Origin of the sequence: Pseudomonas soli, assembly GCF_021283165.2 — a bacterium.
GTDB lineage: Bacteria > Pseudomonadota > Gammaproteobacteria > Pseudomonadales > Pseudomonadaceae > Aquipseudomonas > Aquipseudomonas soli.
Map to the genome: position 1 here is coordinate 1,604,535 of NZ_CP128543.1, position 23,143 is coordinate 1,627,677.

Annotated in this window: 17 protein-coding genes; 5 read left to right on the forward strand and 12 right to left on the reverse strand. The window is 55.9% G+C overall.

All coding sequences use genetic code 11. The features are described 5' to 3' along the window. The first annotated feature begins 7 nt into the window (after positions 1-7). The 3 genes from LU688_RS07555 to LU688_RS07565 all read left to right on the forward strand — a co-directional run bounded on the left by LU688_RS07555 (position 8) and on the right by LU688_RS07565 (position 2,524). The gene (locus tag LU688_RS07555) at positions 8-985 is read left to right on the forward strand and encodes a site-specific integrase (RefSeq protein ID WP_094010076.1); all 978 of its coding nucleotides are present in this window, start codon (positions 8-10) and stop codon (positions 983-985) included. Positions 986-1,042: 57 nt separating this feature from the next. Further along, positions 1,043-1,462 carry a hypothetical protein gene (locus LU688_RS07560; RefSeq protein ID WP_143067511.1) on the forward strand — a complete coding sequence of 140 codons (420 nt, stop codon included), beginning with the start codon at positions 1,043-1,045 and terminating at the stop codon, positions 1,460-1,462. 123 nt (positions 1,463-1,585) lie between these two features. Then, positions 1,586-2,524 carry a DUF6414 family protein gene (locus LU688_RS07565; RefSeq protein ID WP_232888274.1) on the forward strand — a complete coding sequence of 313 codons (939 nt, stop codon included), beginning with the start codon at positions 1,586-1,588 and terminating at the stop codon, positions 2,522-2,524. A gap of 430 nt (positions 2,525-2,954) precedes the next feature. On the opposite strand, the gene LU688_RS07570 is transcribed toward LU688_RS07565, so the two are convergent. From LU688_RS07570 to LU688_RS07620, 11 genes are all read right to left on the reverse strand, one after another. After that, positions 2,955-4,451 (reverse strand): ImmA/IrrE family metallo-endopeptidase, encoded by a 1,497-nt coding sequence (locus LU688_RS07570; RefSeq protein WP_160291288.1) that lies wholly within the window; start codon positions 4,449-4,451, stop codon positions 2,955-2,957. Continuing rightward, entirely contained in the window at positions 4,451-4,870 is a 420-nt protein-coding gene (locus tag LU688_RS07575) for a hypothetical protein (protein ID WP_143067510.1), read from the reverse strand. Before LU688_RS07575 ends, LU688_RS07570 begins: the two co-directional genes overlap by 1 nt. Before the next feature lie 1,495 nt (positions 4,871-6,365). Then, positions 6,366-8,915: a fimbria/pilus outer membrane usher protein gene (locus LU688_RS07580; protein ID WP_094010072.1), complete on the reverse strand. Its 2,550-nt coding sequence runs from the start codon at positions 8,913-8,915 to the stop codon at positions 6,366-6,368. Between the two features lie 87 nt (positions 8,916-9,002). Then, on the reverse strand, positions 9,003-9,755 hold the full coding sequence (locus tag LU688_RS07585) for a fimbrial biogenesis chaperone (protein ID WP_094010071.1): 753 nt from the start codon (positions 9,753-9,755) through the stop codon (positions 9,003-9,005). A gap of 72 nt (positions 9,756-9,827) precedes the next feature. Next, positions 9,828-10,427, reverse strand: a complete 600-nt coding sequence (locus LU688_RS07590; RefSeq protein ID WP_094010070.1) for a fimbrial protein — start codon at positions 10,425-10,427, stop codon at positions 9,828-9,830. A gap of 115 nt (positions 10,428-10,542) precedes the next feature. Beyond that, on the reverse strand, positions 10,543-11,190 hold the full coding sequence (locus LU688_RS07595; protein ID WP_094010069.1) for a response regulator: 648 nt from the start codon (positions 11,188-11,190) through the stop codon (positions 10,543-10,545). A gap of 68 nt (positions 11,191-11,258) precedes the next feature. Continuing rightward, positions 11,259-14,474, reverse strand: a complete 3,216-nt coding sequence (locus LU688_RS07600; RefSeq protein ID WP_094010068.1) for a hybrid sensor histidine kinase/response regulator — start codon at positions 14,472-14,474, stop codon at positions 11,259-11,261. Positions 14,475-14,562: 88 nt separating this feature from the next. Further along, complete coding sequence (gene pvrR / locus LU688_RS07605; RefSeq protein WP_232888273.1) at positions 14,563-15,756, reverse strand: response regulator cyclic di-GMP phosphodiesterase PvrR; 1,194 nt, start codon at positions 15,754-15,756, stop codon at positions 14,563-14,565. Next, on the reverse strand, positions 15,743-18,571 hold the full coding sequence (locus LU688_RS07610; RefSeq protein ID WP_094010066.1) for an ATP-binding protein: 2,829 nt from the start codon (positions 18,569-18,571) through the stop codon (positions 15,743-15,745). Before LU688_RS07610 ends, pvrR begins: the two co-directional genes overlap by 14 nt. A gap of 57 nt (positions 18,572-18,628) precedes the next feature. After that, positions 18,629-19,618 (reverse strand): fimbrial protein, encoded by a 990-nt coding sequence (locus LU688_RS07615; protein ID WP_160291289.1) that lies wholly within the window; start codon positions 19,616-19,618, stop codon positions 18,629-18,631. Positions 19,619-19,641: 23 nt separating this feature from the next. Next, positions 19,642-20,352 (reverse strand): fimbrial biogenesis chaperone, encoded by a 711-nt coding sequence (locus LU688_RS07620; protein ID WP_232888272.1) that lies wholly within the window; start codon positions 20,350-20,352, stop codon positions 19,642-19,644. Positions 20,353-20,558: 206 nt separating this feature from the next. Between LU688_RS07620 and LU688_RS07625 the strand changes: the two genes are divergently transcribed. After that, positions 20,559-20,903: a hypothetical protein gene (locus LU688_RS07625; protein WP_143067509.1), complete on the forward strand. Its 345-nt coding sequence runs from the start codon at positions 20,559-20,561 to the stop codon at positions 20,901-20,903. 221 nt (positions 20,904-21,124) lie between these two features. Here the strand turns inward: LU688_RS07625 and LU688_RS07630 are convergent, their stop codons facing one another. Continuing rightward, positions 21,125-21,349 carry a hypothetical protein gene (locus LU688_RS07630; protein WP_094010063.1) on the reverse strand — a complete coding sequence of 75 codons (225 nt, stop codon included), beginning with the start codon at positions 21,347-21,349 and terminating at the stop codon, positions 21,125-21,127. Positions 21,350-22,279: 930 nt separating this feature from the next. Here LU688_RS07630 and LU688_RS07635 point away from each other — a divergent pair. Further along, positions 22,280-22,789 (forward strand): acyloxyacyl hydrolase, encoded by a 510-nt coding sequence (locus LU688_RS07635; RefSeq protein ID WP_094010062.1) that lies wholly within the window; start codon positions 22,280-22,282, stop codon positions 22,787-22,789. The last annotated feature ends 354 nt before the right edge of the window (positions 22,790-23,143 follow it).

Below are 23,143 nucleotides of genomic sequence, written 5' to 3' on the forward strand. Positions count from 1 at the left end.
TTCCGCCATGGCCTACTACGAGAAGCGCGGCGAGGCCTGGCGTGCCCAGATCCGTCGCAAAGGATACCCAACCCTTTCCGCCACCTTCGACACCAAGGCAGAAGCACAACGATGGGCTGCCGAGGTCGAGGGCGATATGTCGCGTGCGCGCTTCGTCGATATGCGCGAGGCCGAGAGCACAACGCTCTCCGAGGCCCTGGACCGGTATATGTCCGAGGTGACCTCGACCAAGAAAGGCGCCAAACAGGAAGAGGTCCGCATCAGGAAGTGGAAGGAGCACAAGCTGGCCAGCAAGGGCCTGGCCGCCATTCGCTCCAGCGATATGGCCGCGTATCGAGATGCTGAGCTCGAGGAGGGGAAGTCGACTGCTACTGTTCGCCTTAACTTGGCGGTGATTAGTCACCTGTATACGGTGGCCACCAAGGAGTGGGGTATTGAAGGTCTGACCAACCCGTGCCGGGCTATCCGGATGCCGAGGGGCAGCAAGGAGAGGGATAGGCGGCCGACACCGGCGGAGCTCCAGGCTCTCTACAAAACTGCAGGTCAGATGAATGCGCAGCTCCCGGTATTCATTGAGCTGGCTGTTGAGACGGCCATGCGCAGATCGGAATTGCTGCTGCTGCGCCGCGACCAGGTGCGCGGCAAGGTGGCCTACCTTGAGGACACGAAGAATGGTGAGCGTCGTGCTGTTCCGCTGTCTTCCCGGGCGATCGCGCTACTTGAGGGGCTGCCCACGCCGATCAGTGGTGGCCGGTACTTCAGCCTAGCTCTCAATACGATCAGCAACTACTTCCCCCGAGCCTGCGAAGCTGCTGGGATTGAAGGTCTGCGCCTTCACGATCTTCGCCATGAGGCTACAAGTCGTTTTTTTGAGCGCGGTTTCACCATGATGGAGGTCGCGAGTATCACTGGCCACAAGACCCTTGCTATGCTCAAGCGTTATACGCACCTTTCACCGCACGATCTGGCCGAAAAATTAGGATAGTTTATTAGTATTTTCGATACGTGAGGGCAGATTCGAAATTAGGGAGGGTTAAGGTAATTGTTTAGCGAAAAGAAAGTGCTATGGCTAATTTATACCGTTCTGTTTGGCATGGTGCCGATATTTATGCGGCTGCTCGCATCCGGGCTTGTTAATGGTGGAAAAATCCCGTGGATCACGGCTTCGGATGTCATATCGCTAGGGATAGTTTTGCATATCTCGCTTCTGGCAGAAATCAGGTATAACGACACTGAAGAGGCAGTGTGGAAAAAGCAGGTCGTTGGCCTTTCTGTATTGGCGGTTGTTTTTTATGCAGTAATGTACGTTTTTTCTTTACTTGCCGAAGTATATAAAGATATTGACTCTTTGTTTGTTTTGTTAACTTCAATAGGTATGGTTGTTGGCTCCTTCGCGATGTGCTGGGCGGTGTATGATCGGTTGACTTATGCTCCTGGCCAAAAGGATGAGGTGGCGGCATGATCAACTTGGTTGTAATTGTGATTGGGGTTTTCTTTATAGTTATCTCGTCCTTCTTTGTGTTTTTGACCGCAAGAAATACACGAAATAGGCACTATGAGAATTTTATGAGAAGGAAGGCAGAGCGTGAAAAGCTTCGTGTACCTAGATGAAAATAAGATGTACTCGCTGTCTTCTCAATTAATGGAGGGTGTAACTGACTTCGTGGTTAAAGAGCACTCTTCAAGAGATTCTGAGCAAGAGGCACAGGCTGGTAAGTTTAGCAGTGGCCAGAAATTGGCTAGTATTATAGAAACTACATCCGGTAATGTGGAGAAAAAGTTTCTGCACGATTATGCTTATACCATTTTTGAAGATAGACTGCAGGAGAGTGGCAAGATAATATCTCTCACCTCGGATAGTTTATTCGCCGAGGTATCAAACGTTTCGGATGGACGGAGGTTTATCCGACTCAAAGCGAAGGCGACTTTCCTTGATGCGATAGAGATTTTGAATAATCTGGAAGCCTTGGTTGACATGCAAGAAGCGATCTCGATAGTTGCCGTCAATGATTTTCGTGAAGCTTTGCTCAATGAGATCGAAAACCTGGCAGATAATTCGAGCAAAAAAGTAAGGCTGGCCCAACTAAAGTCGGAGCTTGAAAGATTTTCTAAATTTCAGATTCCGAAAGATAAGGCGTCCAATGATCGTCTTCAGTATAAGAATATTGCGGCGGTGCTTGAGCATGGTTTCAAGAGACGTTTAGATCTTTCTATGGATATGCGGGATTGCCGAGTAAATGCTGATCTCAAGCGGGACTGCTTGAAGGATTCTGAAGATTTTGTTTTTAAAACTTATTCTCGTATGGCTGAAGTGGAGTTGGTTCTCCTCGGTATGGTTACTCAGTGCCGAGCGTATGACGAGAATGCGAAAGGGGCTGATGATTTCCCGATTTTTGGCGGAGGTCCAATGAGTGAAATGATTCGTCATACGACGATGGCGCTGCAGGGGCTGGAGGCACATTTTCATCGCCCTCCCGTAAATCAAATTATCGTGCATCCTATTGCGCTCTACTTGGAGCTCTAAAAGCGAGAAGCCCTGAGCTACCCGAAGCGATGGTGGATCTTTTCGCTTTTTCTGGTGTTCCCCTTCTCGAAGTTCGGGCAGAAACGTGCGCACATCCTCTTTCTGCTAGTAGTGTCGGCTGTCCGATTTGAATCTCTTGGGCGGCCACGACACTCCGCGGCGGATCCTTTCCCTGATTGACGCCTCGAGCCCAGCAGCTTGATCATGGCTGTGAGGTAGAATTCGACAGTATAATAACTCCAGGCGTTGATACTGGGCCTGCCGTGGCACCGCGTCAGCCTGATGAGCGTGCTGTAAACGCCGGCCCTTTGGCCGGTACCATGGAATATGGTGCTGTGTCATTTGATGCTCGTGAATGACAACAAAAAAGGCCCCAAGCTCATAGAGCTTTAGGCCTTCTCTGTGACACTACGAATCAGAAATTAGTAAATCAAGCCAAGCGCGTCTCACGCGCATAGTGAACATGTAGGCCTTTAATTTTTTTACGAACTTCTGTGCTGAATTCCGCGCTTCTATAGTTATACAGCTGATGGATAATCAAGCTCGTACTAACATCAAAGTGAGATGAAGCATTTTCAATGGCAGTATCAACTGCATCCAGTTGAGAAGAAATATCAGTAAGCATTAAGTGTGTCAACAAGTAGGCATTTATTAGGTCGCGCGGCAATAGCAATTCAGCGGCAAACGCCCTGGCTCTTTTTTCCACCCACTCAGGCGTATTACCGCCTATGGCATCGGCAAAAGGAAGCGAGCCTTTTCGATCCAATAGCAAATGGCAGATTTCGTGAGCAAGTGTAGTACGATTGCCCGAGGTCTTCGAGTTGATGACGCCATTCTTGTTGATCAGAATTGCTGGTCCATGCTTGCGCCCCCAGAATGCCAAAGCCTCCAACTCTTCATCGGTCTCGATATAGTCAAGGCTTACACCCCAAGTCTCAAGCCAGTATTTGGGATCAAAAGTTTCATTTTGTTTGATACCCAATTTTTCCCTGAGCCATAGCGCAGCAGCGTATCCACCAATAAACGGACGCTCACCATGATAAGCAGGAATAGTCGCCAAGCATTCATCAGAAAGCTTATCGAGAATAGGTGTAGACCTAAATGGAACAGCCTTGACGCGCTGGAGAATATATTTTTTATCAGAAACACCCATGCTGCCAGGGCTTAGGCGAGCCGCGGCGAGAATCTCACTATCGTCATGACCTGCCACTTCCCAGAAGTCGTTGTCATTTGCAGCGAACTGTTCAATCGCTTTGAGTTCGGCATTACTAAGCCCGCTACGAATGGAGATTAGCTTTCTAGAAGTGCTCTCCAATGCTTGTTGCCAAGAATTCACTGCTTTGATAGCGCTTGGGTGCGTGGAGTTTGCAAGATGATAAGCGATTTGGTTCCCGACTCGAAGAAGCTCCTCCTTAATCACCTCAAATTTGAAGCGATGCTTACATGGTGTCTCATTGCCATGGTCGTCCTTCACGCAAACCCATGCCAGATGACCTTCTCTCACAATATATACAGATGGAAGGTAAAGACCTTTCAGTCCAGAAGAAAGGTTATGCCGCTTCTCGAAAGCACAAACTTCATCGTCTTCGTCAAATATTTGGTCTTCATCAAGAGAGGCATCGCGCCAGCGCGCCTCAGCAATACGCCGCAGCTCAAGCGGTGTCTCAGGATGTAGGTCTAATGGGTAAAGTTCTTCAAACAATAAGTAAGACCAGTTCTTGGCCAGGTATGCGAGAAGATCTACCCAGGTCCAATTCACGACGCTTTTAATTTCATTGCCACGAGCTGGATCGGCTTCTTCTTCTTGCTGACACCAGATCAGATCACCATTGATATGAAGAAGAAGGTCACCCCGTGCAAGGTTTTCCGCTTGATTGCGAACTTTATCAAAGCTCAGCTCAAAGGAAAAATTGGTAGAGATGTCCATCACTTAATGTACTCCTTCACCCATTTTTTAAATTTCGCAGCGCAGTCAGCTTCTTCAGCCTTCGCCTGCAGCTTCTTTACAAGGCGCTTATTTAGCGTCCCCTTGTAAGGGTATCCGTGGTAGCTGATGCCTGCTCGGGTGGGCACAGCTACATATATAGCTCCATCATAGACGGCATAAACCTCTTCTGGATAAAAGGTCTCGTCATCCCCTTCAGTGAGCGAGTCCTCAACGTAGAGCTGGTCTCGCATTGCACCTTGAAGCAACTCCGTAGCAATAGCATCCGTGATTTGATTGGAGCATTTCCCTACCTGCCCCCAATGCCGTGGCGCGAAGTCTGCATACGGCTGATTCCAGCAGTGCTTCCGACGGTGATCTGCTCGGTCGTACATCCATTCACTTGGATCTTTCACTTCCATTACTACGCAACCCGGAAAAAATTTAGACGTATATACTTAACAGTATACCAGTGGCAGATAGCCATCTCCATAACCTTTACACAGATGGCCTTTTGGTGGCCTAAATGGTCACTGTTTCGTCTCCACTGACATTTAGGCCTACAAGGCCCGTTTAATGGGGATGGCGGTTACTACATCCACATCCTTCCAACGATTCACTCAGTGAAGCTAGGAGGGGATGACCAGCTAAATCGGGCCCATTACCGTAGGCGTAGGCTGCGTCGCGCTGGATTTCCGCTTCGAGAAGGAGGAGGGGGATTCCTCCGGACGATCGCCTTGATGCAACTCGTCAGTGCGTTCACTGGTGCCAGGTAAGGACGTGGGAGCTGGGCGCCTTTGGTAGTGAGCGACCTGGCGGATCGCATTACGGTGCAGTCTCCAGCTGCCCCGTCGCACTTTGAGTGCCGCGAGTGAGCCTCCCGGTTTCCAACAAGATCTGCGAGGCGACCCGCTACTGCTGCAAAGCCTTGCGCCTGTGATGGTGGCAGGGTTCACTGAATGACGAGCCAAAGGACATACATCACGTCCTCAAATGCGATGTGATCCAAAGGGGCGTCTGTTCGGCGTCCTTGCAGCCGCACCTTTCAAAGACCGCTATGGTTCGATATTGGTAATTCGGGGCCGGCTGCTTTCGAATTGACTTGACTTCTCGCTAGGCCAAGGAGTGGGTGCGGAGTGCCATCAGGCAATAATGGCTATGCCCGGCCCCGCTCAATGAGACGATCCCCTGGTATAGGGCTTCCTGCGGGGACTCCATTCCTCATTCATGCCGCGCTCATCAGGGTTGGCGGCTCTTTCCGCTTTCGCCCCGACTTTGGCTTAGGGTGCTTTGCCGCGCTGCACGCCGAGACATAGCCGAGACAGGAAACCCCGCCATCGCCCGCCGAGGCCAGTGCCGACGCGGGCTGTGGCGGTTTCCAGGATCCATCCCAAGGGAGGATGCAAATTCGAAAATCAGGTCACTGGAACAACTTTCCGAACTTACGCTGTAGCTCTTTCGAGGCCTGGCCCCCAACAGCTTTCATGAGCTTCCCATAGGTCTCGACCGTGCCGCACATTCCGCAGGTGATCTTCTAGCTATCGTTCGGCGGAGCAAGCACCAAGAGGCGAAGGAAAACGGCTTACCCCCGGCAGAAATCGACCATATATCACCGGAAATTTAGGGCGAAACGGGCGATTTCTAGCCTCGTCAGCACGTAAATACTGACAACTTTCTCCCGCAAATCGAGCGAGAGGCCCGACCATCCTCGATCAAAGTTTGTCGCGATCAAGCGCGGAAAATCGGCCAAAAAACGGCGAGAAGGGGGGGTAGGGTAAATCTCTACAGCTTTTGCCTTCCTCCACCGATCGCCCAGCCGTTTTTACACACCCGCGAAATTAAAAAAAATCGCATTTTGTGAGTCAGGGTAGAGTTGCGCTCCACTGCTGACCGGCGCGGTGGCCAGGGACTTGGCGATCATGGCTGGCATACCAGGCGCTGGCGTTCATAGTTCACCGCCTTGTCGCGCGCCGGCAACTGGTAGGGCGCCGTGCACTGGTTCTCGCCCCACTTTATGATCAGATTGCCCTGATCCTGCTCCACCAGCACCAACGCTTTGCCGCTCGGGTCGGCAATTGCCAGTTGTTTGCCCTCGGCATCCTCCACCGAAGCACCAAACGGCATTCGTTGGCCGCCACTGTCGAATAACTCGAACTGAACGCGGCGCCCGCTTTTACCGGTATAGCGGGCAATCACCACGGCGCCGCGGCGCGGTACTAGCTGCTGGGTCGCGTTGTCGATCTCGATGTCGCCGCCAAGATCGCGGGTGTCTAGGCTTATCCAGTTGACCCGGTACGGCTGTGCATTGGGGAGCACCGCATAGCCGTTGCGCCCGGTTTCAACACCGCTGTAGCTGCTGACTTTTGCGCCCGTCACCCCGGGGACTTCTACCAAGGCGAATGTCTCGCTTACGGTCTGGCCGAGGTTTATGCCGCCTCGGTGGGCCACCACCGCACCGGCGAGGTTCAGGTTCTGCGAATCGTAACCGCGTCCTTGGCTGTAGCCCAGGCTGATATCGGCCACCGAGGTGCGAGTATTCAGGTTGGCCGAGGCGGAGCTACCGCTGGTGCGGCTGTGGCCTCCCTGGATCGAGTAGAAAGTGTCGCTGTTTTCAGATAGATAGCCATTGATGCCCGCCTGGGTGGTGGAGTTAGCCTTCTGAGTGCTTGTGGTGACGAACGCACGCGGTGCTCGCACTCGATTGCCCAACGGGAACGACACCGAAAGGTTGAACTGGGTGTCGTCGCTTGATGGACCGGAGGGGCCCAGGTCCTTGGTCCGGCTGACGTCGATGTTGTATGTCACATCTCCCCAGTTGTTGCTGTAGCCGGCCGAAAGGCTTTGCGAGCCGCCTCGGTTCCAGTAGCGCTGATCGATAGCGGTCAGGTATAGGCTGCCGAACTCGCGATTGCGCCCCAGGCTCTGGTTGACGGTCAGGTCGGTGCGGGTTTTGGAGTTGCCGCTGCGCTTGCGCACATCTGTGCTGATGTCCTCGATGTGATTGGTAATGCTGCGAAAACCTTCGGTGGAGTAGCGATAGGCGGCCAGGGTGAAGTTGGTGTCGGTACCAGTGAAGGTCTTGGCGTAGAGCGCCCGCAGGCTGTTACCTTGGGTGGTCTCACCCTGGGCTTTGCTCGAGGAATGGGTGATGTCTAGGGAAAACGCGCCCAGCAGGGTGTTCAGGCCGCTGCCTACGGCCAGTGCCTTATAGTCATCGGTGGCTTGCAGGCCGATGACGCCGGTTAAGGTGTTGGACAGACCGTAGGCCAGCGTAGTGCTGAGCATCTGCGGTGTGGCCAAGCCTTCGCTGTTGCTGTTGTAGCGCCCTGCGGACAGGCTGTACTTGACCTGGCCGCTGCGCACCATCAGAGGCAGGCTGGAGAACGCCTGCACGCTGGTCCGCCGACGGCCATCGGCCTCGATGATGGTGATTTCGAGGTCACCGTTGGAGCCGCTGGGGTAGATGTCGCTGATTTCGAACGGCCCGGGTGGCACGCTGGTGGTATACAGCACGTAGTTGTTCTGGCGGATCTCGACCGTGGCGCTGGTCTGTGCCACGCCGCGTACCACTGGTGCATAACCGCGTTCACTATCGGCACGCATGCCTTCGTCCGAGGCCAGTTTCAGGCCTCGGTAACGCACACTGTCGAACAGGTCGGAGTCGGTGAATATTTCGCCGGCGCTGAACTGGCCCTTCAGTGCGGTCACGTCGTGTTGCAGGTAACTGCGGTTGCTTTTGAACGTATCCGGACGGCCGGTGCCGCTGCTGAAGTTCGACTCGTTTCGCAGCCGCCATCCGCCCAGGTTGAGGCCATTGCGCAGGCTCAGGTTGTTGGCGGTGCGGGTCTTGTCGTCGCTGGCGCTGCGGCTGGTGTTGAATTGGTAGTTTACGAACGCTGCGGACACTCCGGCATCCCACAGTTGCGGGTCGACGTAGCCGCGCAGACCGCGCTTCATCGCAACTTGCGGGATGCTCGCGGCCAGGCGCAGGCGGTTTGAGTCGTAGCTCAGGCTGGCTTGGTCGATGAGTGTCGGCAGGTCATGGCAGCCTTGCTCGGTGTCCAGGCGCCCTTGTGCCTTAAGCTTGTCCATGTCGATACCCAGTTGTTCAAGCAGCTCAAGGGTCAGGCAAGGCTCAACGCGCCCCGTCTGCTCATTGCGTTTGAACTCGATGTCACGTCGGCCCACCAGCACCTCGTTGCTGTACAAGTCCACCCGATAGCTGCCCGGCAGTACGCTGTTGGCCGACAACAGTAGTTGCAGATCGACAGCGGATTGTGCGCCCTGCAGGAAGGTGGTGTTGAAACCCTGAATTTGCGTGTCGGCGGCAGCCAGTCCAGGCAGGGCGGTGCATATGACCAGTGACAGGGCGTTGCGCTGCCAGGTCGGGCGAGGTGTGCTGCGATTGAACGCGCGCGCGCCTGCGTCGGCGCCGCGTACGGGGCGAGCTGCGATGGACAGAGACATACGAGGAACCTATTTCATGTCCCGGCACGGAGTGGGCACAGGGAGGCCGCACGCAAACCGGCGGTACGAGGTAGGGCGCGATGATTTTCAGAAGGCGATAGTGGTTTCTGCGGGTTTGGCGTTAGCGGGTTGGGTAGTGTTCAGTTGCACCGAATATTTATGTTGGGCGCCATAGTCGTTAATGTTCTTGAATGTGAGTGTCATCGTAGTCTGCGCGGGCGTAAGTGCGGATGTGAAAGTTTTCTGAACGCCGGGCGCAATCATTGTCGAGTCAGCGGAGAAGAGAATTTTTTTACCTGACTTAACCTCGATATCTGCCATGGATACATGGTAGAGGCTGGGGTTTTTAACTGTCAGTTGTGCTTTATCCCCGTTCGGGGTTATCTGCCAGACCAATTGTTCCGGCGCCAAGAGGGCATTGCCGGGCAAGTTGGCGGGACGGAAAAAAATCTTGATCCGCTGGCGCACGGCTAGTTGCAGGGTGTTGGCCTGGCCACTGGCTTGTGGAATTTCCTGGACGTTCAGCCAGACCACCGATTCGCGGTCGGTAGGCAGGCCTTGGCCTTCATAAAGAATGCGAAGGAGTTGCTCTTGCTTAGGCAACACCCTGGCCAGCGGCGGGGTAATGGCGAACGGCACTTGTGCCAGCTCGCTTTCGCCGCTATCCACCCAGGATTGGACCAGGACTTCCTGGTTGCCATTGCGCACGGTGACGTTTGCTTCTTTATGCGCACCGTCGAACACGACGCGAGTGGCGCTCAGGGAAATGCTTGCAGTTGCCTGGGCGGCGATGAGCATGCCCAGCAATCCGAGGACGGAATACATAGAACGAGGCAACATGGTGGGGCACCTTGCGGTATGAAGAAATGGCGAGGCCTGTTCGGCCTCGCGCATGGAACACCTGCTAGGTGATTACTCGTATTGCAGGATGAAGGGCAGGGTGGCATCACCACGACCGGCGGTGGCAGTGCCGGCGGCGCCGGTGGTCACGTAGGCTGCGGAGAAGCTCAGAGTTGCGTCACCACCCTGTGCGCCGGTACCGTGCACGTCGCTCTGGATTTTCGCGGTGGCGGCCGAGCTCAGGTCGATCAGGTTGCCGGCGGGGTCGAGCAGGGCGATGCCGACGTTGGCGGCCGTACCGGTACCCTTGGTCAGAGCCAGGACCTTTTTACCGGTTACCAGGCCCGAACCGCCGCTGTTGGCGTCGAAGACCATGGATACCTTGGTGCCCACGTTGCAGTTGACGTTGAGGTTGAAGTCCTTGCCAGTGACGCGGCCCGATGCCGGGTTTTCGGCGGTGCCCATGTCCTTGATCGAGACGGTGCCCATATCCACCGCGATTACGCGGTCAGCATTGGCGCCATCGACCGAACAAGCGTCATTGTTGATTACGCCGGTGAAGGAGATCTTGCCGCTACCACCTTTGACCGGGCCTGCAGGTTCTGCGGCAAAGGCGCCGGCGGAGGCGGTGATCAGCGACAGGGTCAATGCGGCCAAGGAAAACTTTTTCATGTTGATGTCCATGCGATTATGAGTAAGTGCTGCATGTAAAATGCACGCTTACGATAGGTCGCATGGCGTTACGGGGACATCAGACGAATCTTAATGATAGCCTGATGCCACTTGTTCAATTAAAAATATTACTGGCTAGGCAATAGGCTAATAGTTCCTGATCGCTGGTAACGTCCAGTTTACGCATGGCGGAGACTTTTTGCGCGCTGATGGTCTTGGTGCTGCGGTTTTGACTACGGGCAATTTCACTCACACTTTGCCCGGCGACGAACAGACGCAATATTTCGAATTCTTTCGGGGACAGGCTCCCCACCCGTTGATCGATCGCGGTAGTACAGGCTATGACCGAGTTTCTCGTGGGCTCCTGTGAGCGATACGTATTATTACGCGCGATTGCGTTAAGAGCTTTTTCTATTTCAGTGTGCAACTGGCTCTTTTGGATGACACCCTCGACCCCGAGTTCATGCAGTCGTGTCAGAATCAGCGGGTTGGAAATCATGGTCAGTACCAGGATGCGTAACGCTGGGTAGTGGCGCTTGAGGTAGTCGATCAGTTTCAGGCCGTCACCGTATGGCGAGTCGGCCGGCATGTTGTAGTCGGAAATGACTACGTCCACCGCCTGGCGTTCGAGCAGTTCGATAAGCCCTTGCGAGCCAACCGCTTCACCGACCACGCAGAAACGCGGGTCACGCTCGACCAGTTCGCGCACGCCGAGCAGCACGATGGGATGATCGTCAGCGATGATGACCTTGAGTTTTTCCATTAAAAACGACCCGTTAGCCGGTGCGAATGGGAGGGGTATTCCATTTGTGTTCGGTGCCAAGGTGGATTCTATTCGAGTGAGGCGAGGATTGCTGTCAACCTGGTCAAGACCTCGTCCACGCGCTCGACCAGAGAGGCATCTATCGGGGCGCTGAGCAGTGCGTTCTCCAAGGCACAGCACTGTTCGGCAAGGGCTCGGGCTTGAACTGCGCCCAGTGCGCCTGAAATGCTGTGCAAGCGTTCGATGAGGCGCTGGCTGTTGCGCTGCTCCAGGGCTTGGAGCAGGAGATTCATGTCCTCCTGCATGGTGCTGATGAATAGCGTGCGCATTGCCGGAGATAGTTGCACGGTGTCGGCAGGCGCGGGGGCGCCAAGGGGGTTGTGCTCGTCACTGACGTTGACACTGACGTTCAACGAGTTCGGTCGGCACACTTGTGCTAGGTGGGTGCGCAGTGCATGCAGGCTCAACGGCTTGACCATCCAAGCATTCATGCCCATTTCGAGACAGCGTTGGCCTTCTTCGCGTAGCGCATTGGCGGTAACACCGATGATCGATATATGTGTGTCGAGTTGACGCAATGTCCTGGCTAGTTCGTAGCCGTTCATCAAGGGCATGTTCACGTCGGTCAACACCACATCAAACAGGCCAGGTTGCCACTGCTGCATGGCTTGCTCGCCGTTGGCAGCAACGACCGCGCTGCAGCCCAGTGCTTCAAGCTGTTCTTTCAGGATCGCTTGGTTGATCGGGTTGTCCTCTGCCACGAGCACATGCAAGTTTAGGGCGTTACGTTGTGGCTGCACTATCACATGGTTTTCTGCCGTATCGCCGCGGCGAACCTGGTCTATGACTCGGGCGATTGCGCGAACGTCGTGCATGTTCACATGCCAGCGGCCGTTCTTGAATTCGGCGGGCACGGGGCCGTCGCTACTGGCGCAGATCCGCTGGCCTTGCCAAGGTTCACTGTTCGTGCAGTCGAGCATGTCTACCACCAAGGCCTGGACGTTGTCCTGCTCCTGTGAGGGGATCGTCAGGGTCGCGGCGATGCCCAGCCGCTGGAGCCAGTCGACGCAATGCTGTGCCAACTCGGGTATTGGCGCACGGACATACACTGGGGTCGGCTCGGACACCAGCGACGGGCAGTCGCCCAGTACACCCTGTGCCAATGGCAAGCTCACCTTCAGTGAAAAGCTACTGCCCAGGCCCGGTTCGCTCACCACCTTGATTTGTCCACCCATCATGTCCGCCAGCCAGCCACAGATAGGCAGGCCTAGGCCAGCTCCACCTTCGCTGGTTGCATCCATGACTTGGTAGAACAACTCAAAGAGGCGGGCTTGTTGGGCTTCGGAGATACCGATACCGCTGTCTGTCACCTGCCATTCTAGGCTGACCTGGGCGGCATCGATCGCCAGTACGCGAGTACGTAGCACTACCCGACCAGTATCAGTGAACTTGATAGCGTTGCTCAGCAGGTTGTTGAGAATCTGCCGGATGCGTATCGGATCGCCCACTACTTGGGCAGGCAGACGGGCATCGGTGCATGCATAAAGCAGCAGGCCTTTACGCTCGGCAAAAGCGCAATAGGTGCGCAGGGTGTCCTCAAGCATGTCCAATGGGCAGAATGCCACGGGCTCCAAGGCCATCTGGCCAGACTCGATTTTGGACACATCAAGCACGTCGCTGATCAACTGAAACAAGGTTGCCGAGGAGCGCTGAATGGTATGCAGGTAACCTTGCTGACGACTATCCAGTTGTGTCAGTCCGAGCAGTTCGAGTGTACCCAGTACGCCGTATAGTGGGGTGCGGATTTCATGGCTCATGGTCGCCAGGAACAAAGTCTTAGCCTGGTTAGCAGCGTCGGCGGCGCGGCGGGCATCTTCTAGCGCCTGGGCGTCTTCGATGTGGTGTGTGACATCGTTGAAGGCCAGCAGCTTGACGTCCTCACCATGATAACGAGTAGAGACAAAGCCGACTTTGAAATGGCGACCTTCGATTTGCACGTGATCTTCTCCGCTGGATATGGTGCCCAGCTGAGGTGCAAGCGTTTTGATCAGATCACTGGTGCTGTTCCATTTTTGGGCGCGCTGGTTTTCCAGCAGCAAGGTATGGTCGGCGTTACGCACTACGCAAAGTCCAGTCGGGGCAGTGTCTATGACCACGCGGCTGAAGGCTTCGCTCTCAGTAATGGTTGCGTGTGCGGCGCGCGCAGGAATGATGACCCGCCACTGGTACCAGCGGATGGCCAGCCGGCCCAGTCCGAATATGACGAGGAAGATTACGGCCAGGCTGACTAGCGACCAGAAGGCATAGCGGAAGAAATGCTGGTAGGTCACGGTGTAAACCGCGCTCCACCCGCCGCCTGCGTGTTCATACAGGCGGAACACCAGGCCATTGGCCTTGAAATTCAAGCCTTCGTGTAGGTCAGCTAGTGACAAGGCGTCGCCAATGAGCGTCCTGCCGGACGGAGTGATCAAGGTAAAACGGTCATACACGGTCCAGGCCATGATGCGTTCGAAGTCGTTGATCTGGGCTAGGTCGACCAGCGATGCGATTAGGAACCTGCCAGCGCCTGCGCGCGTCGGGCTCAAGGGAACACTTGTATACGCCAGTAACCGCGCTGGGGACGCATGGTCGGGATGGGGGACGTAGCTGCGCCAGATTACTGCGTCATTCTGCGACCACGCGCTCTCTTCGGGCATTCGCATGGCCACTTGCTCGACCACCTCCAAGAATGGCTCGTTGCCACTTATTGTTTGACCCCGACCACGGCCGGCTGCAGGCACTGCAATATCGTAGTGCATGCTCGGCGAAAACAGGAACACCTGGGGTGAGCGGTAATGGGCAGCAGACCAGAAGCTACTGTAGAAGGCCGCTAGGTTTGCGCCCTGGCTAAAGATGCGCGGCATTTCGCTGCTATTGACCCGCTCTGAGTCGAGCTTGACGCTGAACGGCAGGGTAAACGGGAACGCCTGCCCCTGGAAAATCCCCTGTCCTTCTTCGGGCAACGGCGTCAACGTTGCATCCAATGGGCGGTGGCGTTCAAGCAACTGACCTTCGACGCTTTGCCGTACCAGGGTCCTCAGGAAGTACTCCTGCTCGCGGAGGTTCTCCATCAACCTTGCGAAGTGAATGTTCACCGTGTCGTTGTGTTCGTCGACCAGGCGCTGGAGTGACCAGATGCCGAAAGCAATCAATAGTAAAGCCAGCCCCAGCAGCGCGGTCATGCCTTTGTTCAGGCGTAATGAGCTGCGGGCTAGGTTGTCCAACAACGCGTTGTACTTTTTCATGGAGAACGGGATCCACAAGACCTGGAGGGCGTCGATATCAAATGGATACTACCTCCGATGCTCGGCCTCCACAGCGGGTCGCTATAGGTTAAAAAGTCAAGGGAGGGCCGTCGCTGCGCAGGAGGCGCTGGAACTGTTCCGCCGATACGGCATGGGAGATTAGGAAGCCTTGTACCTGATTGCAGTCGACCTTGCGCAGCAACTCAAGCTCTTGGGGGGTCTCGACGCCTTCGGCGACCACCGTGAGGCCGAGCTTGCGGCCGAGGGCGACAATGCTGGCTAGCGCCGAGGACAAACTTTCGCTTTCATCGCAGCGTTGCACCAGCGCCCGGTCAATCTTGAGTTCAGTGAAAGGTGTCGACACGAGACTCATGTATGAGCTATAGCCCTTGCCAAAGTCATCCTGAGAGAGACCGAATCCTTTCATTCGCAGGCGGCATGCGCCTGCGTAGAAGTTGCTAAGGTCCTCTGGAACTGAACACTCCATCAGTTCGAAGCACAGCTTACCGGGCATCCCCTGGTGATGCAGGACGAATTCCAGAAGTCGGTCGGCGAGGTCGTGGCTGTTCAGTAGATGGGTCGGTAGATTGATTGAAACTGGGATATCGTAACCTTGCTCGCGCCAACGCGTCTGCGCATCCATGGCCTGTTTGAGCATTACCCACAACAGGCGCTCCTCCAGGCCGAAGGCGTTGAGGGTGGGGAGAAAGGCGCTGGGCAAAAGCACACCTTGCTCCGGGTGCATCCAGCGTACCAGCGCCTCGGCCGCCACAATACGGCCATTGTGTAAGGATTTCTTGGGCTGGAACCACGCCTGAAACGAGTGCTTGTTCAGGGCATCAACTAATGTCTGCCGGTTGAACTCAAGGGTGGCGGGCTTAGCTTGCACGGTAGCTTGCTGTCGCAGCAGTAGTTGATCGATGAGGCTGCGCAAAGCAGCGGGCTCGACTGGTTTGGAGATCAACCCGAGAACGTCTACTCCGAGGTTTTTGGCCACGAGGCTCGCGGCCATGAGCATGCGCCGCGAAGCAGCACTCATGATCGCTAGGCCTGGTTTGTGCGGCAGGCCGGTTAGGTGCTGGATGAACTGCACGCCATCCATGCCCGGCATCAATAGGTCGGTCAACACCAAGTCGAAATTCTGTTGGCGCAGGCGCTCCAGCGCTTCCTGGCCATCACGTGCCGCCTCCAGCTTGAAAGCGCCCAGTTCGTTGAACAGGTGCTGCAGGTACATATGCTGGAACGGGTGGTCTTCGACGATCAGGATGTTAAAGGGCTTCAAAACGGCTACCTCTATACGCGGCCAGGCAGTTAAACAGAGCTTGTAGGTTGAAAGGTTTGATCAAGCAGTGGTCCATGCCGGCAGCCAGACACAGCTCTTCCTCACCGCGCAGTGCGTTGGCGGTGGCACCGATGATGGGCAGACTGCAACCTTGCTTGCGCAGGGATCGGGCAAGGTCATAGCCGTTCATGATCGGCATGTTGACGTCGGTCAGAACCAAGTCGAATGGCTCGCGCTGCCAGCTCTGCAGTGCCTCATCGCCATTGCAGGTCAAGGTCACACTGCAGCCCAGCTCTTGGAGCTGATCGCGTAAGATCAATTGGTTGATGACATTATCTTCGGCAACCAGCACATGTAGCCCGAGTGGTTCCGGCGCGTCCGTGCTCGTCGAGAGGGCGCTGCGGGGGCGATGCAGGCCCTGGGCCTGACTGATAGCGTGATGAAGCGCGCCCAGATCGTTTATGTTCACCTGCCATTGGCCGGCATCATTACGGGCCTCCCAGCCGCCAAATGCACTTGCCACGATACGCGGACCGTCCCAGTCTGCCACCAGCCACTGCTCGAAACTGCCGGGATGCAGCTCCAGCAGCAGTCCGGCAGGGGCATGGCTGCCGGTAGACGCCACGCCGATTTGGGCGCGTGCGCCCCAGCGGCACAACCAACCTGCGAAGGTTTCGGCTAATTCATGGATTGGCGAGACCACCTGTATGCGTTCCGCCAGCAGGTTGAAGGGGGCAAGGGTCGAGGCGGCACCCGCGGATACCACCTCCAGCGGCAAGGTCAGGCTGAAACTACTGCCCAGGCCCAATTCGCTGACAAGGCGCAACTGGCCATTCATCAATTGCGTCAGGCGCTGGCAGATGGCGAGTCCCAGACCTGTACCGGGAACTAGCTGTGTGTGACCGCCACTTTGGTAGAAGGGGTCGAAAATTGATGCGTGATCCTGCTCGGCAATACCTTTGCCAGTGTCTGCGACCTGCCACAGTATGGACGAACGCTCGCCCTCGCGATGAAGCAGCCTCGCCCGCAGCACCACCCGTCCACAATCGGTAAATTTCACAGCATTGCTTAGAAGATTGTTCAGTATCTGGCGGATCCGGTTGACGTCGCCTAGCAAACGTTCGGGTAGGTGCGGATCCAGGCAGCCATACAACTGTAAGCCTTTGTTCCTTGCCGCCGCGCTGTAACTCTGGATCACTTCCATGGCCAGCTCCGGCACGCAGAACTCGCTGTGCTCCAGAGCCAATTGGCCGGCCTCGATCTTCGATACGTCGAGTACATCGCAGATCAGTTGCAGCAGTGTCGCCGACGAGCCTTCGATTGCTTGTAGGTAGTCGCGCTGTTGCCCATCGAGCGCGGTGCGTGACAGCAGTTCCAAAGTGCCGAGCACACCGTACAGGGGCGTGCGGATCTCGTGACTCATGGTGGCAAGGAATTGGGTCTTGGCTTCATTGGCACTGTCGGCCGAGCGTCGGGCATCTTCCAGAGCGGCTTCGATCCGCTTGCGTGCACTGATATCGCTGAAGACGCAGAGAACGACGTCCTCGCCTTTGTAGCGGGTTGGCGCACAGCTGAGGTAGAGATGCCGGCCATCACTGGTTTCGAAGTAATCGCTACCCGCAACATTTGGCACGGCGAACGCCTGATCAATCCACGCTGCGCTGCGTGATTCGCGGGCTTCGCCTAGCCACTGCTGGGCCAAGTGATTTTCCAGCACCACCTGGCCGTCGCTGCGACGCAGCACGCACAGGGCGACCGGCGCGGTCTCAATGACGTCACGGTTGAACAGTTCGCTCTCAACCAATGCCCGTATGCGTTGCACCGTCGGGGTGATGAACCGTTGTTCGAAGCGGCGGATCAGCAACAGCATCAGGCTGATGCTGAGCAGGCAGAATAGCAGGGCGCCCAGCAGCTGTACCCAGAGCTCCGAGAGAATGGAAAGCAGGTCGATCCCATATACCAGCTGCCAATCTGACGACATCAACGGTTTGTTGATGACCAGGTACTCCGGTAACAACCCCTGGCCGATGAAACCGAAAAAGTCACTGCCCTGGTGGGCTCTCAACATCTGGCTCAGCGCCTGGTCGGAGCTGTTGCTGAAGACCAGCATGCCATCGGCGTTGTACATCATGAACTTGCCCGAACTCGCGTCATCCAGGGTCGGGGATACTTCACGGCTATCAATCTCCAGGCCCAGCCAACCGGATTCTGGGTCGCGCTGGTCCAGGCGCTGGAAAATGTAGAGGTGCGTATGCTGCTCATCTTTGTCGGCCAGCCATAGCTCATTGACCGTGGCTGGCAGACGCCTTTGCTCGGTTTGCAAGCGCTCCAGCAGCGCCGTGGACGGGGTATGCGCGTGCGCAATGGTGCTGTACAGCCAGCGCGCCTGGGCCTGAGGGCCAGCGCCGACGTACAGCAGGTTGACCTGCTTGGCGCGAAGGTAGTCGCACATACGTTGACTCAGCCACAGGCTCCATTGTTGGCCCGGCTTGTTGCCCAGTAGCAGGTGCACCTCCTCGCTGGGTGTCTGCGTCATGTGCGTTACGCCTGGTGCCGTTCGGGTAATCGCCGAGAGGCTCAGGCTTTCTAGCAGCGCTTCACGGTTGGTGAAGAAGGTGTGCGCCTCGGCAATCGCACTGCTCATGTAGCCGCGGCGCTGGGATATTTCGGTATTGAAGCTGAGCAGCAGAAAGCTATAGGCACCACCGAGAATGCCCGCCGACAGTACAAGCGCCAACAAGCGAAGCAGGTGGCGAGCGGCTTCCGGGTTGGAGAACAGTGGGTTGATCTGCTGCAGGTAGGTTTTCAGTCGCATGAAGCGACTTTAGATACGGAGGTGGCAGTACGACATCAGACGATCCTTAAACCGTGGCTACTTGAAAAACAGATCGACAAGGGCCGAGGCTTCGAACGCTCCAGGGGTTGCCGGGGCACGCCAGACAAGGTCGGCGCGGAATTCGTTCCGGATCAACCCTGGCGTCGTCAGGTCGCTGAGCTTGAACCAGTCTCCGAATGGGACTGGCTGATTGCTGTCCTGGCGCGTCAGCGCGATACCTACGGAGGTGTTCTGGGTCGGTACTAGTAACTTGTCGATGACACTTGCCGTACCGGCGACGGGTGTGAAGCGGGCGTTGACCGCGTAGGGGGTGTCGCAGTTTCTGATCAGGTCGAGGCTGAAGTTGGCCGAACTGGCAACTTGGCCTACTTGCGCCGAACTGGTCAGGGCGCGGCGGAAGTTGACCACGGACGGTGTGATGGTCAGCTCCGGCGAGCAGGGAACGAAGCGGATGTTGTTCATGCCGGTGATGACATAGTTCAGGTTGCTGTTAGGCTTGGGGTTCAAGCCGCCCCTGCCGTCCAGCTGAAACACCCGGTACTCGGTGGCGGTACTGGCCTGTCCGTTGGCTGGCGTTTTGCCGAATTTTTCGATGAAGACACTGAAATTCAGGGTGAATCTCGCTTTGTCCCACCCCGTGCAGTTGGCCCAGTTGCACCCGTAAAACGAGCTGTAGCCTGTGCTGATAGTCCCCGAGGCTTGGGTGATCACTTGTGATTTGTAGCGAATACCCACTCGTATTCCCTGGCCGACACTCACCTTCGCAGGGTTGATGTAGAAATAGACGATTTCATCTAACCCCATCTCGTAATCATCCGCACAGATCACAGGCAACGCGCGCTCCTCCGACTCCCAGATGATGGTGCCGTCCGGCGCGTCGGCTGGAACAGCCAGCGCGGTGCCCAGTGCTTCTTTAAAAACGGCTGTTTTGGACGGGTCGAGCTTGCATGCCAGCGCGTAGCTGGTGGTGGGACATGCAGCGGCAATGAGCAGTAGACCCAACAGGTGTTTCCTGATCGGTGGCATGGGAGAATCCTGTGGCTGTGTCATTACGGCAGCGGCGCGCTGTGGTTTTGCAGCAGACCGCTGTCGGCGATTTCGGTGAATGCGACACGGCTGCCGTCAGGCACGGGTGAGCGCGCGTCGAGGGTGATTGATGCACCCGGTTGGAGCAGCACGTAATCTGTTAAGGGCTGATGGAGGCCAGGGCCTTCGAGTGCAAGGTCCACCAGCGAGAGGTGAAAGGCACTTCGGTTACTAATTTCGATACGCTGTGAATGCCGATGCCATTGCAGATTTCGCACTGCATCGCTGGTCGAGCCCTGCAGCTCTGTAGGGCGATAGAAGAGCTTGAGTCGTTGTCGAATTGCGAATTGCATGCTGTCAGCGTGCTCGGACTTGCGCGGGATTTCGAGGATGTTCAGCCAAAACATCGACTCTCGATCGGTGGGTAGGCCCTGACCTGCATAGAGCACGCGCAACATTTGGTGGCCTTGCGGGGGTAACAAGGTCAGAGGCTGGACAATAGCGAATGGGATATCGTCACCGCCTTGCGGGTCGCTGACCCAGCTCTGCATGACGGTCTCCTCGCCACTGCGATTGACAACGTTGATGCTGGCTTCCCTGTCCTGTCCAAGGTAGATCAAGCGGGTGCCTTCGACCTTGAGCTGCGCCCAGGCACTACTCGCCAGGCATAGGGAGGCGAGTAGCGCCTGGACGGCCTTGAGCGAAAACAAGGGGAAGCGCTGCGGTGTAGGCAAGTAACGGCTCCGGTGAGGCTGACTGGGGTAGTCAGGAGCCATGCTAGAAGCTGATAGTCCTGTCGGCTTTGAGACGTTTCTTAAAAGGTCTCGATGTGCATCCACTTTTCGTTATCCGCTTTGTGAGCGGGCTCACACCTTGGTCGGTGCTTGTCACCACTTATCGGATAGGCTGAGGGCAAGTGGGTTCACTGGGGAGTGAAGCAATGAACATCAAGATCTTTGCGGTATGCGCAATGAGCTGCTTGGGGGCGGTAGCGCAGGTGCACGCAAAAAGCGATATAAGTTCGGGAGTGCTGCAGTTCACTGGCAGCATCGTTGAGCCTTCCTGTCGTGGGACTGCGGGGGATTGGGGGGTTCGGCTGGATGAGTGTCCATCAGGGACTCTTGGCAGCCACATTGATGTCCAGGGCGTGGAAAGCGAAGGGGGGGCTGTACAGGTGATCAGCGCTGGCGCACTTGACCGTACCACTCTGCGTTACACGCTGGTTGATGCCGGCGGTAAACAGGTCTCACAAGGTAATTATGTGGTCATTCTGACGTCGCCTTGACACCCTGCGGTTTTGCCCGGGAGATTGCAGGCAGCGTGTGGTTCGAGCGCTGCGGACTGGTCTTACCAAGCCATTATGCGAATTGCTAACAACTGGGTTTGAGATGAGGGGGCGCTCCCGGCAATGTACCTCGCTTCCAAGCAGTTACCTTTCTTCGTACCTGGCGGGCGTTCCTGTTGATCTGAAAGCGTCAGGAAGTTTTGACACAGCGTTCGTCGACCTCAGCAGGCCGACAAAGCTGCGTAACGCTGCGTGATGTCCTTGGATATCTTTCTCAACGCCCCTGCCTCACTGTGGAGCAGACTGATGATGCCGACAACACTGGTGGCCTCGGCTGTGCTGAGCTTACGTAAAATCATCAGCAGATCGCTGGCACAGCTTTCGCTCACCGATGCTGATTCGATCAGACGCAACTGCAGGGACTGGATGCTATGTATGGAGTTCATGGATCTACCTTTCGGTGCGACGTGGCAGGGAAGGCCAGTCTGTCTGGCTTGAGACCGTTTTATCTTTTGGCAGGCCTCCGTCCAATAAGACAGGTCTGAATTTTGATGGTTTAAGCAGCCCACGTATCAGGAATGTCTCGATCTTGGGGGAATTTTGGGGGAATGGATCCCCCAAATCATGTGGAGTGCTGTTGTGTGACTATTCGTTTAAGGCATTGATTTTATTGGATTTTTCGTAAATCACTAGAATTTATTTAGGGCCGAAAACGGATTCGAAATCCGTTGTGCTGGCAACAGTACCTAGGGTTCAAATCCCTATCTCTCCGCCATATTGAAGGCCCCGAGCGCTGTATAGCCCTCGGGGCTTTTTTCGTCCGGGTGCATTTTGGGGGAGGGTGATATTCCTCCAAGCATTCGAAGTCATCCCGCCGAGGCGTACCACGAAAAGCGCGGCGAGGCCTGGCGCGTCCAGATCCATCGCAGGCAAAACCCAACCGCTTGCCCCCCCGGATCCAAGGCTGAGCCCGGCGATGGGCTGCCGAAGGCGACATGTTGCCTGCGCGCTTCGTCTACATGCGCGATGACGAGAGCACAGCGCTCGTCGGGGCCCTGGACTGCTACATGCCAGAGATGACCTGGACCGACCCTTGTCGAACGACTCGAATGCCGAAGGGTAGCAAGGAGTGCGATAGTCGACCTACGTCAGCTTCGCGCCCTGGAGGCTTGTCATCAGCCGCTGGCGCCGTGGCATCTCGGCATGTTTGGTGGGCGCTGGACACTCAGCAAATCAAGTGACGAGTCGGTCAGGAGCACCCGCGTCTACAAGCATTCCGGCAGACGCGACAAAAAAAATTTAAAAGTATTGAACGTTTTGATGTCACTTTGCTTCTGATCGCTAGCTAAGTAAACAAACCATGGAAGACCGTGATCATGAAAACATTCATCGCTGTGGCGATGCTGTCCCTTTTTGCCGCGACAACTGGCGCTGCGGAGTTATCTGGTGCCATTGGCGCGACGAGCCAAGGCGGCATCACCGCTCGTGCAGGCCTGGGTTTTAACTGGGATAAAAGCTGGTTCGAGTCGAGCACAGGGCGCCTGACTGGCTACTGGGACGCGGGTTACACCTATTGGGAAGCTGGTGATGCTTCCGGCGGAGCACACTCGCTTTCGTTCGCTCCGGTCTTTGTCTATGAATTCGGTAACGGCCATATTAAACCGTTCGTGGAAGCGGGCATTGGTGTCGCGGTATTCTCCGGAACGGCGGCAGGCGATCAAGAGTTCGGCTCGGCGTTCAACTTCGAAGACCGTCTCGGGGCCGGCCTGAAAATTGGTGAAACCCAAAAGGTAGGCCTTCGCGCCATTCATTATTCCAACGCAGGGATCAAGCAGCCCAACGACGGTATTGAATCCTACTCGCTGTTCTACAGCCACCAGATTTAACCGACCCCCCTTCTTTGCCCGCCTTGCGCGGGCTTTTTTTTTAAACCGGCGGTGAAGAGACGATTTCGACATTTGCCAGTCCATGGAAACTGCTTGTCCTCGCTGTAAAAAACAGCTTCATTCACTAGCGCCGCAAACCCTATTTCGGTGAGATCGCTTGCCGGCTTGTCCAATCGCTACGCAAAATACCGTATTCAAGCTCGGCGCTTTCCATTGCCTCTTCTAGTTCAAGCATCAAGTGGTCGCCTTCGATCAGGCCGCTCGGCGCAGACGATGCAAACTACCGATCCTGTAACGATTAAGCAGTGGCTGAACTGGCTTAGTTTTAGTCTGGACACTTGTGAGTGTATGTAA